This window comes from Streptomyces sp. NPDC089919 (assembly GCF_040684615.1).
GTDB lineage: Bacteria > Actinomycetota > Actinomycetes > Streptomycetales > Streptomycetaceae > Streptomyces.
The window spans coordinates 32500-48432 of record NZ_JBFBGK010000064.1 but is presented as its reverse complement, the minus strand read 5'-3'; the positions used below and the strand labels follow the sequence as shown (position 1 = coordinate 48432).

Below are 15933 nucleotides of genomic sequence, written 5' to 3'. Positions count from 1 at the left end.
GCGCACCGCGACGAGATCGTGCTCGCGACCAAGTTCGCCGTCGAGCGCACCGACGACCCGCGGTACCGGGGCGTCCGCAACGACCGGACGTACATCCGCACGGCCGTGGAGGCCAGCCTGAAGCGGCTCGGCACCGAGACCGTCGACCTCTACTACATGCACCGGCGGGACCCCGGGGTGCCCTTCGCCGAGTCGGTGGGCGCCATGGCGGAGCTGGTGGCCGAGGGCAAGGTGCGCCACCTCGGGCTGAGCGAGGTGACCGGGGCCGAGCTGCGCGAGGCGCACGCGGTGCACCCGATCGCCGCGCTCCAGTCGGAGTGGTCCCTCTTCAGCCGGGACGTGGAGCGCAGCGCGGTGGGCGCGGCGGCCGAGCTGGGCGTGGCCTTCGTGCCGTACTCGCCGCTCGGGCGGGGCTTCCTGACCGGGGCCTTCGCCGATGCGGGCAAGGAGCTGGCGGCGGACGACTTCCGGCGCCACCAGCCGCGCTTCACCGGCGAGAACGCCGTGGTCAACGGCGCCCTGCTGACGCCGGTGCGGGAGATCGCGGCGGCCCGGGGCGCCACGCCGGCGCAGGTGGCGCTGGCCTGGGTGCACCAGCGGGCCCAGGTGCACGGCCTGACCGTGGTGCCGATCCCGGGCACCCGCAAGCGGTCCCGCCTCGCGGAGAACACCGCCGTCACCCGCCTCCACCTCACCCCCGCCGAACTGGCCCTCCTGGAACCCATCGCCGCCCAGGTCGCGGGCACCCGGTACCCGGACATGTCCAGCACGTCGGCGAGCCGCGAGGAGGCCTGACGGGGGCCCGGTCAGAGCTGGGCGAGGAGTTCGGCTTTCTTCGAGGTGAACTCGGCGTCGGTGAGGAAGCCCGCGCCGTGGAGTTCGCCCAGGTGCCGGATCCGGTCGGCGATGTCCGCGGGGTCGCTGCGGGGCGGGCGGACCGTCCCGGCCGGCTGGGACGGGCCCCGGCCGCGCACCGCGGCGAGGACGGCCGCGGCGAACGGCAGCGACTCGTGCACCGAGCCGTTGCCCAGGCCGAAGAGCACCGCGGCCGGGTCCTGGTCGGCCGCGGCCGGCGGGCCGTCCGGCGCGTCCCGGCGCAGCAGCCGCAGGTGCCCGCCGGGCGCCTCCGGCGTGTGCCACTCCACGCCGCCGAGCGCGGTCACCGGCAGGTGCTGGTCCCCGGCCTTCCACTTCGAGCTGCTGGCCCCGGTCCGCGACCAGCGCAGCGTCACCGCGCTGCCGTCGAAGGAGGCCCGGGCGTCGGCGCCCTTGAAGTGCCGGGGTGCCTCCGGAGCCGGCACAAGGAAACGATTCGCCACCTCGCCCGCCTCCGGTCCCAGCGCCGCCCGCAGCTCCCGGGCCAGCCCGGTGGCCAGCGGGCCCCGGCCCGCCGGCAGCACCAGCCGGTAGGGGTCGCAGACCTCCTTGAGCTGCCCGGCGGCAGCCTCCAGCAGCGGATCGGCCCCCGGCCGCGGCACGGCGCGCCACACCAGCGTGTCCCGCTTCCCGGGGGTGAGAGTCACCTCGGACAGCGCCTCGTACGGCACCGTGCGCGAAGCCAGCGCCCCCCACAGGCGCGGGCCCCTGATCCCCCGTTCGAAGCGGATGAGCACCGAGTCCGAACCGAACTCCCAGACGGCATGATTTCCGGCCAGTACGTCACCCATGCGGGCCATCGTAAGCGGCCCCCGCCCCGGAGTCCCCGGACAGTGATGGGCGAATTTCCCGTCCCTGTGGGCGTCAGGCCCCATCCGTCCCGGAAATACCGCTCCAGCAGGCGTTTTCACCTGCGGCGCAGACCACCGAGCCGTACGCGCCCACGCCGATGCGGGCGAAGTTGTCCAGGGAGGTCGTCCCTGGCGTGAAGTAGCCGGTGTGCCCCTGCGCCCCGGTGGACGCCAGCCGGCGCGCCCCGAAGGACGGCGAGACGGGGTCGGCGCCGTGGCCCACCCCGCCGAGCTCCATGTAGGGCACGTCCGCGATCCAGTCGCCCTGGTCCCGCATGGCCCACACCTGTGCGGAGGTCTCCAGGTCCGCCGCGGAGCCGGCCCGCATGCCGGGGCTGCCGGCCACCGCGATGTCGGTCACCCGGGCCGGCAGCCGGTGCGCGGCCACCCCGCAGACCACCGAGCCGTAGCTGTGGCAGAACAGCGCGACCGTCGAGCGGCCGGGCAGCGCCGCGGTCAGGGCCGCCAGGCGCACCGCGCCCTCCGAGGCCAGCCGGCCGGTGGCCGCGTCCATGCCGACGCCGACCGGCGAGGTGTAGTCGGCCCAGGCGATCACCGCGGTGCGCACCGTCGGGGCGGTCGCGCGCTCGGCGTCGTACAGCGCCTCGGACATGCCGACGGGGGCGGTGTACCGGCGCTGGGTGCGCTCGAAGGTGAGCAGGTCGGTGTCCACGCCGGGCACGATCACCGAGACCCGCTCGGCGCGGTCGAGATCGCCGAAGACCTCGGCGATCCGGCCGCCGCCGGCCGGGTCGAAGGCGAGGATCCGGCGCTCCGGATCGAGCAGCGAGCGGTAGCGGTGGGCGCGCCGGGCCGCCGCGTCGCGGTCGGCCGGCGAGAGCCGGAAGTTCCCGGACTGGCGCTGCTCCTCGGCCCGGGCCTGGCCGATGGCCCGCCGGTTGGCGCGGTAGCGCAGGGACACCGGGGCGCCGCCGAGGTTGCCCACCACGAGCGGGTAGCGGTCGGCCAGCAGGTTCCGCTGAGGGCCCGTCAGGCTCCCGAAGAACCGCCCGATTCCGGCCGCCGGGGCGTCCGCGGCGGGCAGCCGGCGGCCGTCGATCGTGGCGGTGGCCCACAGGGCCAGGGCGGCAGCGCGCGCCGAGGGCTCGTCGTCCGGCCGGTGCAGGGTGGTCCAGCCGGTGGTGGCGAGCATGACGAAGACCACCGCGAGCGCCAGGAGTGCGCGCAGGGCGGTGAGACCGTCGGCGGGGGAGTCGGTGGAAGTCACTTCGAGAAACGATAGGAGACCCGCCCGGGCGACGGTACGGGGGGTGACCATGCTCACCGCCCCGAGGGTGTCTTTCCCGTCTTTTCCGGCCGGACCACCGGTTTCGACGCTACCCTTCGCTACGCTCCGTGGCCGTGCGCTCGCCCGGGGCTGTCGTCCGGGGGGCCGGCCGGGGTGCGCCAGTCGCCGGCGATCGCCGGCACGAGGTGGTCGAGGTAGTCCTCGGTCATCCGGCGGATGGCCTCGACGCTGCTGTCGTCGCCCTGCCCCCACAGCCGGCCGGTCACCCGCATGACCCCCGAGAAGGCGGCCACGGCCACCCGCGGGCGGGGGTCGGCGTCGACGTCCAGCCCCTCGCGCGCGGCGATCAGCCCGGCGATCCGCTCCTCCAGCTCGGTGGAGCGGCGCAGGTGCACGGCGAGCAGCGCCGGGGTGGACTCGATCAGTTGGTAGGCGCGCATGTGCAGGTCCACCGGGACCACGTCGGAGATGGCCTCCTCGATGGTGTCCCAGGCGACGAGCGCCGCGCGGCGCAGTGCGGTGAAGGGGTTCTCGGCGGCCGGCCGGTCCCGCAGGGCGGCCTCGAAGTGGCGCTCGACCAGGTCCTGGACGGTGAAGGCCACTTCCTCCTTGCTCGAGAAGTACCGGAAGAACGTGCGCTGGGAGACGGCCACGGCTTCGGTGATCTCGTCGACCGTGGTCTGCTCGTACCCCTGGGTCGTGAAGAGCACGAGCGCGGCCCGCAGCAGGGCGTCCCGGGTCCGCTGCTTCTTGCGTTCGCGCAGGCCACCGGTGGCCGGGGCGGCCGCGGGGGCCGGAGCCGGGGCCGGTGCGGCGGGCGCGGGCCGCTGATCCGTGGTCACCCGTTTTGTCCTTTCCTCGCCGGGGCGCGCTCACGATACCTGTGAGCCAAATGACAGTCGCTGTCCTGTTAACCCGTTGGAGAAATGTCAGCGACTGTCACTAGCCTTGCGGTCATGACATCTCAGCTCACCGTCCCCGACGGGGCGACCTCCAAGACCCCGGGCGGCGAGCCGGGCAGGGGGCTGCGCGGCCACCCGTGGCTGACCCTCTTCAGTGTCGCGATCGGCGTCATGATGGTCACCCTCGACGGCACGATCGTGGCGATAGCCAACCCGACGATCAAAGAAGACCTCGGCGCCAGCCTCGCCCAGGTCCAGTGGATCACCAACGGCTACCTGCTCGCCCTGGCCGTCTCGCTGATCACCGCCGGCAAGCTCGGCGACCGCTTCGGCCACCGCCAGACCTTCCTCATCGGCATCGCCGGCTTCGCCACCGCCTCGGCCGCGATCGGCCTCTCCCACAGCGTCGGCCTGGTGATCGGCTTCCGCGTCCTGCAGGGCCTCTTCGGCGCCCTGCTGATGCCGGCCGCGCTCGGGCTGCTGCGCGCCACCTTCCCCGCCGAGAAGCTGAACATGGCCATCGGCATCTGGGGCATGGTCATCGGCGCCTCCACCGCCGCCGGCCCGATCGTCGGCGGCCTGCTCGTCCAGCACGTCAGCTGGCAGTCCTGCTTCTTCATCAACATCCCCGTGGGGCTGGTCGCGCTCGTCTTCGGCCTGGTGATCCTCAAGGACCACCGCGCCGAGAACGCCCCGCGCTCCTTCGACGTGGTCGGCATCGTGCTGCTGTCCGCCGCCATGTTCGGGCTCGTCTGGTCGCTCATCAAGGCCCCCGAGTGGGGCTGGGGCGGCGCCCGCACCCTCGGCTTCCTCGGCGGGGCGCTGGTCTGCTTCGCGGTCTTCGCCGTCTGGGAGACCAAGGTCCGCGAGCCGCTGGTGCCGCTGGGCATCTTCCGCTCCGTGCCGCTGTCGGCCGGCACCGTCCTGATGGTGCTGATGGCCTTCGCCTTCATGGGCGGCCTGTTCTTCGTCACCTTCTACCTGCAGAACGTCCACGGCATGAGCCCCGTCGACGCGGGCCTGCACCTGCTCCCGCTCACCGGCATGATGATCGTCGGCTCCCCGGCGGCCGGCGCGGCCATCACCAAGATCGGGCCGCGGATCCCGCTGATGGCCGGTATGGCCGCCACCGCGGCCGCCTGCTTCGGGCTCTCCCGGCTCACCCCGGACTCCGGCACGACCGCCATGTCCCTGTGGTTCGCCCTGCTCGGCCTGGGCCTGGCGCCCGTCATGGTCGGCGCCACCGAGGTGATCGTCGGCAACGCCCCGCTGGAGCTCTCCGGCGTGGCCGGCGGCCTCCAGCAGGCCGCCATGCAGGTCGGCGGCAGCCTCGGCACCGCCGTCCTCGGCGCCGTGATGGCCGGCCGGGTGGACGGCCGCTTCGAGGGCAACTGGGCGAAGGCCGAGCTCCCGCCGCTCGCCCCGGACCAGCTCGACCTCGTGAAGAAGGGCGTCGAGGTGGGCTACGCCCCGCCCGCGCCCCAGGGCACCCCCGCGGCCGTCACCGACAAGATCGCGGGCGTCGTGCACGACACGTTCGTGTCGGGCATGAGCCTGGCCTTCACCGTCGCCGGGGTCGTCGCGGTGCTCGCCGCGGCCGTGGCCACCCTCACCAAGCGGGGCGCCAACGCCGAGGCGGGCGCGGGCGTCGGACACGTCTGACCCGCCCCGGACCGGGCCGCCGGACCCCGCCGGCCCGGCCCGCCGGCACCCCCGTACGGGCGTCAACCCCGTGCCCCCGACAGCCCCGCCGCACGCATCCGGCGGGGCTGTCGCCTATCCGGGTGGACCCGGCCAGGACCCCTTCCGCCCGGGCATCGGCGCAGGTCAGCGTGGTCTCACGGCGCTCCGTCCGGGCCCCCGGTCCGGCAGGACCACCCGGACGGGCCAGCGCCGCCACACGGGAGTGATCCACCATGCGCACCTTCTCCAGCACCCTGGCCGTCGCCGTCCTCGCCGGCGTGGCCCTGGCCGGCGCCGCGCTGCTGCCCGGCGCGAGCACCGCCCAGGCCCGCCCGGCCGTGCGGACCACCACCACCGCCCAGGCCCCGGCCGCCGGGCGTTCGCCGGCCGCGCCGGCCCCGCCGGGCCGGGTGCTCGGCGCCTGCGCGCCCGGCCAGCTGTGCCTCTGGGGCAAGCCGGGCTTCCAGGGCACCCGTACCGTCCACGAACTCAGCTCGGTGGACCTGGAGAGCTGCACGGCGCTGCCCGCGGGCAAGACCGTGCAGGCCCTGGCCAACCGGATGCGGCGGCCGGTGACCACGTACGAGTCGGCCGTCTGCGCCGAGACCGGCGAGTTCCAGACCTACCCGGGCGACGGGGTGTGGCTGCCCGAATCGCCGTACCAGGTCCGCGCGTTCAAGGTGTGGGAGCGGTAGGCCGTCAAGCGGACCCGTCCCGTCCGGGGCCGGCGGCCGGCGCCGGTTCCGGGTGGGCGGGGGCGGCCGGGTGGACCGGGGCGACCGGATGACCCGGGTGCCGCAGGCAGGCCGGGTGCACGGGGAGCACGGCGACGGCCGGGTGGGCGGGGGCGGCCGGGTGCCCCGGGTGCGCGGCCGCCGCCGGGCCGGTCCGGCCGCCGGCGTCCGCCGACAGCCGCGACACCTCCGCGCGCAGCGCCTGTACCTCCTCGGTCAGGGCGGCGATCGCCGCGGTCTGGCGGCGCTCCTCCTGGTCGTCGCGCTCGAAGCGGGCGATGAACCAGGCCGCGATGTTGGCGGTCACCACACCGAGCAGGGCGATGCCCGACAGCATCAGCCCGACCGCCAGCACCCGCCCCAGCCCGGTGGTGGGGGAGTGGTCGCCGTACCCGACGGTGGTCATGGTCGTGAAGGACCACCACACCGCGTCGCCCAGGTTCTTGATGTTCCCGTCGGGTGCGTCCCGCTCCACGCTCAGCACCGCCAGCGAGCCGAACATCAGCAGGCCCACCACCGCGCCCGCCACGTACGTGGTCAGCCGCACCTGGGGCGCCATCCGGGCCCGCCGGCCCACCAGCAGCAGGGTGGCGACCAGCCGCAGCAGCCGCAGCGGCTGGAGCATCGGCAGCAGCACCGCGCACAGGTCCAGCCAGTGCGTGCGCACGAAGTGCCGGCGGTCCGCCGCCAGCGTGAGGCGCACCAGGTAGTCGGCGGCGAAGGCCCCCCACACCACCCACTCCACCAGCAGGCAGCTCTCGTGCACCGCCGGACCGGCGTCCGGGAAGACGATGGGGACGGCGTAGGCCACGCCGAAGGCGATCGCGAACACGAGCAGCGGGACCTGGGTGAGCCGTTCCCACCTGACCTGTACGGGGTGCACCTTCATGCGGAAATCGTAGAGAAGGCCGGGGCCGCCGGCCGGACACGGGAGCGGGCCCCGGCTGCCGCCGGGGCCCGCTCACCGCACCTCACACCGCTGGGGCGGTCAGGCGTCGCCGCCCGCCGCGCCCGGGTCCGCCGCGGCCACGTCCAGCAGCCGGTAGCGGTCGATGGCCTGCTTGAGCACCGAGCGGTCGACCTTGCCCGCCTTGGCGAGCTCGGTCAGCACCGACAGGACCACCGACTGGGCGTCGATGTGGAAGAACCGGCGGGCCGCCCCGCGGGTGTCGGCGAAGCCGAAGCCGTCCGCACCCAGCGAGGTGTAGGCGCCCGGCACCCAGCGGGCGATCTGGTCCGGCACCGCGCGCATCCAGTCCGAGACCGCCACGAACGGCCCCTCGGCCCCGGACAGCTTGCGCGTCACGTACGGCACGCGCTGCTCCTCCTCCGGGTGGAGCAGGTTGTGCTCCTCCACCTCGACGGCCTCGCGGCGCAGTTCGTTCCAGGAGGTCGCCGACCAGACGTCGGCGCGGACGTTCCACTCCTCGGCCAGGATCCGCTGGGCCTCCAGGGCCCACGGCACGGCCACGCCGGAGGCCAGGACCTGTGCCGGGATCGCGCCGGCCGCGCCCGCACTGATGCGGTGGATGCCCTTGAGGATGCCGTCCACGTCCACGTCGGCCGGCTCGGCCGGGTGCTGGATCGGCTCGTTGTAGACCGTCAGGTAGTAGAAGACGTCCTCGGCGTCCGGGCCGTACATCCGGCGCAGGCCGTCCTTGACGATGTGCGCGATCTCGTAGCCGTACGCCGGGTCGTAGGCCACGCAGCCCGGGTTGGTCGAGGCCAGCAGCTGGGAGTGGCCGTCGGCGTGCTGCAGGCCCTCACCGGTCAGGGTCGTGCGGCCGGCGGTTGCGCCGAGCACGAAACCGCGCGCCAGCTGGTCGGCCATCTGCCAGAACTGGTCACCCGTGCGCTGGAAACCGAACATCGAGTAGAAGACGTACACCGGGATCAGCGGCTCGCCGTGGGTGGCGTAGGCCGAACCGGCGGCGATCAGCGAGGCGGTGCAGCCCGCCTCCGAGATGCCGTCGTGCAGCATCTGGCCGGTCGGGGACTCCTTGTACGCCAGCAGCAGGTCGCGGTCGACGGCTTCGTACTGCTGCCCCAGCGGGTTGTAGATCTTGGCGCTCGGGAAGAACGCGTCCATGCCGAAGGTGCGGTACTCGTCCGGCGCGATCAGCACGAACCGGCGGCCGATCTCCTTGTCCCGCATCAGGTCCTTCAGGATGCGGACGAAGGCCATGGTGGTGGCGATCGACTGCTGGCCCGAGCCCTTCTTGGCCGCCGCGTAGGTCTTCTCGTCCGGCAGCTGGAGCGGCTTGGCGCGCACCACGCGGGTCGGTACGTAACCGCCCAGGGAGTTGCGCCGGTCGTGCATGTACTGGATCTCTTCGGAGTTGCGGCCCGGGTGGTAGTACGGCGGCGCGCCGCCCTCGAGCTGCGCGTCGGTGACCGGGATGTGCAGGCGGTCGCGGAAGCCCTTGAGGTCGTCGACCGTGAGCTTCTTCATCTGGTGCGTGGCGTTGCGGCCCTCGAAGTTCGGACCCAGGGTCCAGCCCTTGATGGTGTGCGCCAGGATGACCGTCGGCTGGCCCTTGTGGGCCTTGGCCGCCGCGTAGGCCGCGTAGATCTTCTTGTGGTCGTGGCCGCCGCGGCCGAGGTGGAGCAGCTGCTGGTCGGTCATGCTGTCGACCATCGCGCGCAGCCGGTGGTCGTCGCCGAAGAAGTGCTCGCGGATGTAGCCGCCGGTCTCGGTGGCGTACGTCTGGAACTGGCCGTCCGGGGTCGAGTTCATCTTGTTGACCAGGATGCCGTCGCGGTCCTGGGCCAGCAGCGGGTCCCAGGAGCGGTCCCAGATCAGCTTGATGACGTTCCACCCGGCGCCGCGGAACTGCGACTCCAGCTCCTGGATGATCTTGCCGTTGCCGCGCACCGGGCCGTCGAGCCGCTGCAGGTTGCAGTTCACGACGAAGGTGAGGTTGTCCAGGCCCTCGCGGGCCGCCAGCGAGAGCTGGCCCAGCGACTCCGGCTCGTCCATCTCGCCGTCGCCCAGGTACGCCCATACGTGGGACTTGGAGGTGTCGGCGATCCCGCGCGCCTCCATGTAGCGGTTCATCCGGGCCTGGTAGATCGCGCCGAGCGGGCCCAGGCCCATCGAGACGGTCGGGAACTCCCAGAAGTCCGGCATCAGCCGCGGGTGCGGGTAGCTGGAGAGGCCGTAGGGGGCCTTCGACTTCTCCTGGCGGAAGGCGTCGAGCTGCTGCTCGGAGAGCCGGTCCAGCAGGTAGGCGCGGGCGTAGATGCCCGGGGAGGCGTGCCCCTGGAAGAAGATCTGGTCGCCGCCGTCGCCCTCGTCCTTGCCCCGGAAGAAGTGGTTGAAGCCGACGTCGTACAGGGACGCCGAGGAGGCGAAGGTGGCGATGTGACCGCCGACCCCGATGCCCGGGCGCTGCGCGCGCGAGACCATCACGGCGGCGTTCCAGCGGGTGGCGTTCAGGACCTTGCGCTCGATGTCCTCGTTGCCGGGGAAGAACGGCTCGTCCTTGGTCGCGATCGTGTTGACGTAGTCCGAGCTGCGCATCTCGGGCACGGCCACGCGCTTCTCGCGGGCCCGCTCGATCAGCCGCAGCATCAGATAGCGGGCCCGCTCACGGCCCCGCTCGTCGACGGCGGCGTCCAGGGAGTCCAGCCACTCGCGGGTCTCCTCCGGATCGAAGTCCGGGACCTGACTCGGAAGGCCGCCAATGATGATCGGGTTGCGATCGGATGCGGAAGCCACGCTGTTCCTTCGCTGTCGGGGGAGTCGTGCCTTGGGTCACACCGCCTCCCATCGTCTACCGCCGGGTCTGAATCGTCACCTTTACCGCTAGGTAACGCCTGGACTCTTGAGCAGTCGTACAGGCGGTCGGGGGGACGGTCCGGACATCTCGCAACCTTACGCCCAAGAGGTTTATGGGGTTCGTAAGGCCGTTCGTCCCGCAAAGGGGTAGGAAAGACACCAACGACTTGCGAATACCCTGGAATGGTGTGGCATGGATCACGGGAAGTGCGGCACGCGGTGCCAGGAGTTGCGTTGAGACGACCCAGATCGTCACCGTTTAGACGGTCTGGACGGCCGGGTACTTGCGCGATCCGCCGCTCCCGTGTGGACTACGCCCAATGCTGCGCGTACGCGCGCCGCCCAGAAGACATTCACCGAACATGAGCAGGAGGCAACCCGTGAGCGCGACCGCGGACCACGCGGAGACCAGCCTGGCCGCCAGGCTGGGCTTCCAGTCCGACCAGGTGGTCCAGGAGATCGGCTACGACGAGGATGTCGATCAAGACTTCCGCGACGCCGTAGAGGAGCTGATCGGCAACGACCTCGTGGACGAGGACTACGACGACGTCGCCGACGCCGTACTCCTCTGGTTCCGCGATGAGGACGGCGATCTGACCGACACGCTGGTCGACGCGACCGAGCTGGTCGAGGACAGTGCGCTGATCCTGCTGCTGACGCCCAAGACCGGCCGCGACGGCTACGTGGAGCCGAGCGACATCAGCGAGGCCGCCACCACGGCCGGCCTGTCGCAGACCAAGAGCGTCAGCGTGGGCAAGGACTGGGCCGCCAGCCGCCTGGTCACCCCGAAGTCGGCCAAGTCCGGCAACAAGCGCTGAAGCAGGCGCACCACAGCAGCCGACGGGACCCCCGCCGACCGCCAGGTCGACGGGGGTCCCGCGTTTTCCCGGGGGCCGACCCCGGGCCGGGCCGCGTTTTCCGCGCGGCCCGCCCGCACGCATAGGCTGGGCCCCACCCGAACAGCCCACAGAAGGGACGCGAGATGGCCATCGAGGTCGGCGACAAGGCCCCGGACTTCGAGCTCAAGGACAATCACGGCGCCACCGTGAAGCTCTCCGACTTCCGCGGGGAGAAGAACGTCGTCCTGCTCTTCTACCCCTTCGCCTTCACCGGTGTCTGCACCGGTGAGCTGTGCGAGCTGCGGGACCAGCTGCCCCGTTTCGTCAACGAGGACACCCAGCTGCTGGCCGTCTCCAACGACTCGGTCCCCACCCTGCGCGTCTTCGGCGAGCAGGAGGGCCTGGAGTACCCGCTGCTGTCCGACTTCTGGCCGCACGGCGAGACCTCCCGCGCCTACGGCGTCTTCGACGAGGAGAAGGGCTGCGCGGTCCGCGGCACCTTCATCATCGACAAGGACGGCGTGGTCCGCTGGACGGTCGTCAACGGCCTGCCCGACGCGCGGGACCTGAACGAGTACGTCAAGGCCCTCGACAGCCTCTGAGCCGGTCCACCGGTGGCGGGCGGCCCCTGCGGGCCGCCCGGCCGCGGGCCGGTTGGGACCCGGCACGGCCGGGCAACCTGGGAAAAGCCGGTGCGGACGGGAACCCGTCACTAGGATCCGAGCGTTGATCCGGATAGCAACCGCACGACGGGGCCCCGCCCCACACAAACCACTGGAGGACCCGTGGGAGTCAGCCTCAGCAAGGGCGGAAACGTCTCGCTGACCAAGGCCGCCCCCAACCTGACGGCGGTCATCGTCGGCCTGGGCTGGGACGCTCGCACCACCACCGGGGTTGACTTCGACCTCGACGCCAGCGCCCTGCTGACGAACGACCAGGGCAAGGTCACCAACGACTCGAACTTCGTGTTCTTCAACAACCTGAAGAGCCCGGACGGCTCGGTCGAGCACACCGGCGACAACATCACCGGTGAGGGCGAGGGTGACGACGAGCAGATCAAGGTCAGCCTGACCGGCGTGCCCGCCGACGTCGCCAAGATCGTCTTCCCGGTCTCGATCTACGAGGCCGAGACCCGCCAGCAGAGCTTCGGCCAGGTCCGCAACGCCTACATCCGCGTCGTGAACCAGGCGGACAACGTCGAGCTGGCCCGTTACGACCTCAGCGAGGACGCCTCGACCGAGACCGCCATGGTCTTCGGCGAGCTGTACCGCAACGGCGCGGAGTGGAAGTTCCGCGCCATCGGCCAGGGGTACGCCTCGGGCCTGCGCGGCATCGCGCAGGACTTCGGCGTCAACGTCTGACCCGACCGCACCTCCACCGTCCGGCGCCGCGCCCTGTGTGCGGCGCCGGACGCGCTGTTTCGCAAGACCGCTGGGCGGGCGGCCGGCCCGCCGCAGCGCCTGAGTGTCCGGGGAGGACCACGACATGGGCGTCACACTCGCCAAGGGGGGCAACGTCTCCCTCTCCAAGGCCGCACCGAACCTCACCCGCGTGATGATCGGACTGGGCTGGGACGCGCGCTCGACGACGGGGGCGGACTTCGACCTCGACGCCAGCGCCCTGCTGTGCCGGGCCGGCCGGGTGCTCGGGGACGACTACTTCGTCTTCTACAACAACCTCCGCAGCCCGGACGGCTCGGTCGAACACACCGGGGACAACCTCACCGGCGAGGGTGACGGGGACGACGAGTCGATCCTGATCGACCTCTCCGCCGTGCCGCTCGAGGTCGACAAGATCGTCTTCCCGGTCTCGATCCATGACGCCGACAACCGCCGGCAGACCTTCGGGCAGGTCACCAACGCCTTCATCCGCGTGGTCAACCAGGCCGACGACCAGGAACTCGCGCGCTACGACCTGAGCGAGGACGCCTCCGGGGAAACGGCGATGATCTTCGGCGAGGTCTACCGCTACAACGGCGAATGGAAGTTCCGAGCGGTGGGACAGGGGTACGCGTCGGGTCTGCGGGGCATCGCTCTAGACTTCGGGGTCAATGTTTCGTAAAGCCGCGTCCGGATGAGGTACATGTGGTTCTGAAAACGTTCGGCTGGTCGTTCGCAGTCACTGCGCTCGGCCTCGCCGCAGCGGTGATCTACGGAGGGTGGACCGCGTTCGGGATCGTGGCGATCCTGTCCATCCTCGAGATCTCGCTGTCGTTCGACAATGCAGTGGTCAATGCCGGAATCCTGAAGAAGATGAATGCCTTCTGGCAGAAGATCTTCCTCACGGTCGGCGTCCTGATCGCCGTGTTCGGCATGCGGCTGGTCTTCCCGGTCGTGATCGTGGCCATCAGCGCCAAGATCGGCCCGATCGACGCCGTCGACCTCGCTATGAGCGACAAGGACCGGTACCAGCAGCTGGTCACCGACGCCCATCCGTCGATCGCGGCGTTCGGCGGCATGTTCCTGCTGATGATCTTCCTCGACTTCATCTTCGAGGACCGGGACATCAAGTGGCTCGCCTGGCTGGAGCGGCCCCTGGCCAAGCTCGGCAAGATCGACATGCTCTCGGTCTGCATCGCCATGATCGTCCTGCTGATCACCTCGATGACCTTCGCCACCCACGCCCACCAGCACGGCGGCGCGCACGTCGACAAGGCGCAGACCGTCCTCATCTCCGGAATCGCCGGTCTGATCACCTACCTGGTCGTGGGCGGGCTCTCGGGCTACTTCGAGAACAAGCTCGAGGAAGAGGAGGAGCGGGAGCACGAGGAAGAGGAAGCGGCCAAGAAGAGCGGCAAGTCCGTCTCGGCCGTCGCGCTCGCCGGCAAGGCCGCCTTCTTCATGTTCCTCTACCTCGAGGTCCTGGACGCCTCCTTCTCCTTCGACGGGGTCATCGGCGCCTTCGCCATCACCAACGACATCGTGCTGATGGCCCTCGGCCTCGGCATCGGCGCCATGTACGTCCGGTCGCTCACGGTCTACCTGGTCCGCCAGGGCACCCTGGACGACTACGTCTACCTGGAGCACGGCGCGCACTACGCCATCGGCGCCCTGGCCGTGATCCTGCTCGTCACCATCCAGCACGAGATCAACGAGGTCGTCACCGGCCTGGTCGGCGTCGTCCTGATCGCCTGGTCCTTCTGGTCCTCGGTCCGCCGCAACCGGCGCATCGAGGCCGGCGAGGCCGACGCGGAGGTCACCGCCGGGGTGTGAGCCGGCAGGGATTGCGGAACGCTCTACGCGGGGCGGCCGGACGGGTTCCACGGACCCGGCGGGCCGCCCCGTGGCATGTTGGGCGCCGGGGCACCGGCCCGTGACACGACCAGGGGGTAGGGATGGGGTTCTTCGACGGCCTGCGGGGCGGGGCGGCGCAGTTCCAGTCGGGCAGCGCGTCCTCCAACGCGATCGCGCTGACCAAGCGGAGTCCGACGGTCTCGCTCAGCAAACAGGGCGCGGTCAGCGGCAACCTCCGCGTCAACCTCTCCTGGCGGATGCGCACCTCCGACATCGGCGGGCGCTCCGGCCAGAGCGGACAGCTGCTGCGCCACCCCTTCAAGCTGTTCAAACCGGAGATCGTGCAGGCGCACACCCAGGGCATGGTCAACGTCGACCTGGACATCGGCTGCCTGTACGAGCTGACGGACGGGACCCGGGGCGTGGTGCAGCCGCTGGGGAACTTCCTCGGCGACATCAACAACCCGCCGTACGTGAAGCTCAGCGGCGACGACCGGTTCGGGGCGCCCTCGGGCGAGACGCTCTTCGTCAACCTCGACCACGCCGACAAGATCAAGCGGCTGCTGGTCTTCGTCTACATCTACGACCAGACCCCGGCCTTCGACCGGACGCACGCCCTGGTCACCCTCTACCCGGTGACCGGGCCCCGGATCGAGATCGCCCTGGACGAGCGGGCCCCGGAGGCGCGCTCCTGCGCGGTGCTCTCCCTGGAGAGCGTCAAGGGCGAGCTGGTGGTCCGGCGCGAGGTGAAGTTCGTCTACGGCTTCCAGGCCGAGCTGGACCGGCTGTACGGCTGGGGGCTCCAGTGGGGCCGGGGGTACAAGACGACGAAGGCCTAGCGGGGCTCGGGTCCGGCGTCCGGGTCCCGGGCGCGGCCCCCTGGGCGGGGCCGGTACGGGGCGTCCCGTACCGGCGCTCCGGTACCGGTCAGCGGCGGAGGAACTGCGGGCCCTGCGGCGGCAGCCGGAAGTCCGGGTCGCCACCCGGGCCCGGCACCGGTACCGGCGGGGCCGAGACCGGCTGCGGGTAGCCGTACATGGGCGGCACCGGCGGCGGGGCCTGGGTCGGCCCGGCCGGGGCCAGGGTCGGGCCCATCCGCTGGGTCTGCTGCCCGGTGGCGCCGGCTGCCGGGGCCTCCCGGCCCGCCGGGGCGTCCTCGGCGGCCTCGGGGGCGGCGGCGTTCTCGTCCACCGAGATGCCGTGGTCGGTGGCCAGCCCCTCCAGGCCGTTCGAGTAGCCCTCGCCCAGCGCGCGGAACTTCCACCCGTCCCCGCGCCGGTAGAGCTCACCGCAGATCATCGCGGTCTCGGTACCGGTCTCCGGGTGCACGTCGAAGTAGGCCAGCGGGTCCCCGCCGGCCGCCGGCCCCGCGTCGTACAGCAGGATCCGCAGGTCGGGGACGCGCTCGAAGGGCACGTCCTCGGCGGAGGCGACCACCAGCACCCGGTCCACCACCGGGCCCAGTCCGCGCAGGTCGGCCTGGACGGCGTCGGTGATCGACTCGCCGAGCCGTTTCTTGCCCAGCCGCCAGACCGCGCCCGAGGGGTGCCGGGGCTGGTTGTAGAAGACGAAGTCCTCGTCGGAGCGCACCCGTCCGTCGGGTCCCAGGACCAGGGCCGAGGCGTCCACGTCCGGGACCTCGGGACCGCCGGTCCAGCGCAGCACCGCCCGGACGGCCGTGGCGGCCACGGGGATGTTGGAACCCTTCTGCATCGCGTGCGTCATGCCGGTCATCCTGCCCTCTGCGAGCGGAGCGGGACAATGCGGCCCCCCTTGTGGTCCGGC

15 protein-coding genes are annotated in these 15933 nt (G+C 71.7%); 9 read left to right on the top strand and 6 right to left on the bottom strand.

The annotated features are described in order from the left end of the window. Positions 1–795, top strand: a 795-nt coding sequence (locus AB0O40_RS24005) for an aldo/keto reductase (protein ID WP_365045277.1), incomplete at its 5' end; no start/stop codon positions are given. A gap of 11 nt (positions 796–806) precedes the next feature. Here AB0O40_RS24005 and AB0O40_RS24000 read toward each other — a convergent pair. The 3 genes from AB0O40_RS24000 to AB0O40_RS23990 all read right to left on the bottom strand — a co-directional run bounded on the left by AB0O40_RS24000 (position 807) and on the right by AB0O40_RS23990 (position 3740). Next, complete coding sequence (locus AB0O40_RS24000) at positions 807–1667, bottom strand: DUF4429 domain-containing protein (RefSeq protein WP_365045275.1); 861 nt, start codon at positions 1665–1667, stop codon at positions 807–809. Between the two features lie 73 nt (positions 1668–1740). Continuing rightward, on the bottom strand, positions 1741–2955 hold the full coding sequence (locus AB0O40_RS23995; RefSeq protein WP_365045272.1) for an alpha/beta hydrolase: 1215 nt from the start codon (positions 2953–2955) through the stop codon (positions 1741–1743). Between the two features lie 119 nt (positions 2956–3074). Further along, positions 3075–3740 carry a TetR family transcriptional regulator gene (locus tag AB0O40_RS23990; RefSeq protein ID WP_365045286.1) on the bottom strand — a complete coding sequence of 222 codons (666 nt, stop codon included), beginning with the start codon at positions 3738–3740 and terminating at the stop codon, positions 3075–3077. Positions 3741–3932: 192 nt separating this feature from the next. Between AB0O40_RS23990 and AB0O40_RS23985 the strand changes: the two genes are divergently transcribed. Both AB0O40_RS23985 and AB0O40_RS23980 read left to right on the top strand, forming a co-directional pair. Then, entirely contained in the window at positions 3933–5540 is a 1608-nt protein-coding gene (locus tag AB0O40_RS23985) for an MFS transporter (protein WP_365045269.1), read from the top strand. Positions 5541–5794: 254 nt separating this feature from the next. Beyond that, entirely contained in the window at positions 5795–6256 is a 462-nt protein-coding gene (locus AB0O40_RS23980; protein ID WP_365045266.1) for a peptidase inhibitor family I36 protein, read from the top strand. Between the two features lie 4 nt (positions 6257–6260). On the opposite strand, the gene AB0O40_RS23975 is transcribed toward AB0O40_RS23980, so the two are convergent. Then, positions 6261–7184: a potassium channel family protein gene (locus AB0O40_RS23975; RefSeq protein ID WP_365045263.1), complete on the bottom strand. Its 924-nt coding sequence runs from the start codon at positions 7182–7184 to the stop codon at positions 6261–6263. A gap of 99 nt (positions 7185–7283) precedes the next feature. Beyond that, positions 7284–10016, bottom strand: a complete 2733-nt coding sequence (aceE, locus tag AB0O40_RS23970; RefSeq protein WP_365045260.1) for a pyruvate dehydrogenase (acetyl-transferring), homodimeric type — start codon at positions 10014–10016, stop codon at positions 7284–7286. A 440-nt stretch (positions 10017–10456) separates the two neighbouring features. On the opposite strand from aceE, the gene AB0O40_RS23965 reads away from it, so the two are divergent. The 6 genes from AB0O40_RS23965 to AB0O40_RS23940 all read left to right on the top strand — a co-directional run bounded on the left by AB0O40_RS23965 (position 10457) and on the right by AB0O40_RS23940 (position 14987). Then, positions 10457–10894, top strand: a complete 438-nt coding sequence (locus tag AB0O40_RS23965; RefSeq protein WP_365045258.1) for a DUF3052 domain-containing protein — start codon at positions 10457–10459, stop codon at positions 10892–10894. A gap of 164 nt (positions 10895–11058) precedes the next feature. After that, on the top strand, positions 11059–11517 hold the full coding sequence (locus AB0O40_RS23960) for a peroxiredoxin (RefSeq protein ID WP_365045255.1): 459 nt from the start codon (positions 11059–11061) through the stop codon (positions 11515–11517). A gap of 183 nt (positions 11518–11700) precedes the next feature. After that, on the top strand, positions 11701–12276 hold the full coding sequence (locus AB0O40_RS23955; RefSeq protein ID WP_365045252.1) for a TerD family protein: 576 nt from the start codon (positions 11701–11703) through the stop codon (positions 12274–12276). A 124-nt stretch (positions 12277–12400) separates the two neighbouring features. Next, entirely contained in the window at positions 12401–12976 is a 576-nt protein-coding gene (locus AB0O40_RS23950; RefSeq protein ID WP_365045249.1) for a TerD family protein, read from the top strand. Positions 12977–12999: 23 nt separating this feature from the next. Then, positions 13000–14127 carry a DUF475 domain-containing protein gene (locus AB0O40_RS23945; protein ID WP_365045246.1) on the top strand — a complete coding sequence of 376 codons (1128 nt, stop codon included), beginning with the start codon at positions 13000–13002 and terminating at the stop codon, positions 14125–14127. Between the two features lie 122 nt (positions 14128–14249). Then, positions 14250–14987 carry a Tellurium resistance gene (locus AB0O40_RS23940; protein WP_365045243.1) on the top strand — a complete coding sequence of 246 codons (738 nt, stop codon included), beginning with the start codon at positions 14250–14252 and terminating at the stop codon, positions 14985–14987. 88 nt (positions 14988–15075) lie between these two features. Here the strand turns inward: AB0O40_RS23940 and AB0O40_RS23935 are convergent, their stop codons facing one another. Next, a complete protein-coding gene (locus AB0O40_RS23935) occupies positions 15076–15873 on the bottom strand; it encodes a TerD family protein (protein WP_365045240.1) in 798 nt (265 codons plus the stop codon). Positions 15874–15933: the final 60 nt, after the last annotated feature.

What these genes read in the sequence shown, in the direction of transcription:
- AB0O40_RS23935 (WP_365045240.1), bottom strand. Translation starts at nt 15,873, where the DNA reads ATGACGCACGCGATGCAGAAGGGTTCCAACATCCCCGTGGCCGCCACG.
- AB0O40_RS24000 (WP_365045275.1), bottom strand. Translation starts at nt 1,667, where the DNA reads ATGGGTGACGTACTGGCCGGAAATCATGCCGTCTGGGAGTTCGGTTCG.
- AB0O40_RS23975 (WP_365045263.1), bottom strand. Translation starts at nt 7,184, where the DNA reads ATGAAGGTGCACCCCGTACAGGTCAGGTGGGAACGGCTCACCCAGGTC.
- AB0O40_RS23940 (WP_365045243.1), top strand. Translation starts at nt 14,250, where the DNA reads ATGGGGTTCTTCGACGGCCTGCGGGGCGGGGCGGCGCAGTTCCAGTCG.
- AB0O40_RS23980 (WP_365045266.1), top strand. Translation starts at nt 5,795, where the DNA reads ATGCGCACCTTCTCCAGCACCCTGGCCGTCGCCGTCCTCGCCGGCGTG.
- AB0O40_RS23960 (WP_365045255.1), top strand. Translation starts at nt 11,059, where the DNA reads ATGGCCATCGAGGTCGGCGACAAGGCCCCGGACTTCGAGCTCAAGGAC.
- AB0O40_RS23985 (WP_365045269.1), top strand. Translation starts at nt 3,933, where the DNA reads ATGACATCTCAGCTCACCGTCCCCGACGGGGCGACCTCCAAGACCCCG.
- AB0O40_RS23950 (WP_365045249.1), top strand. Translation starts at nt 12,401, where the DNA reads ATGGGCGTCACACTCGCCAAGGGGGGCAACGTCTCCCTCTCCAAGGCC.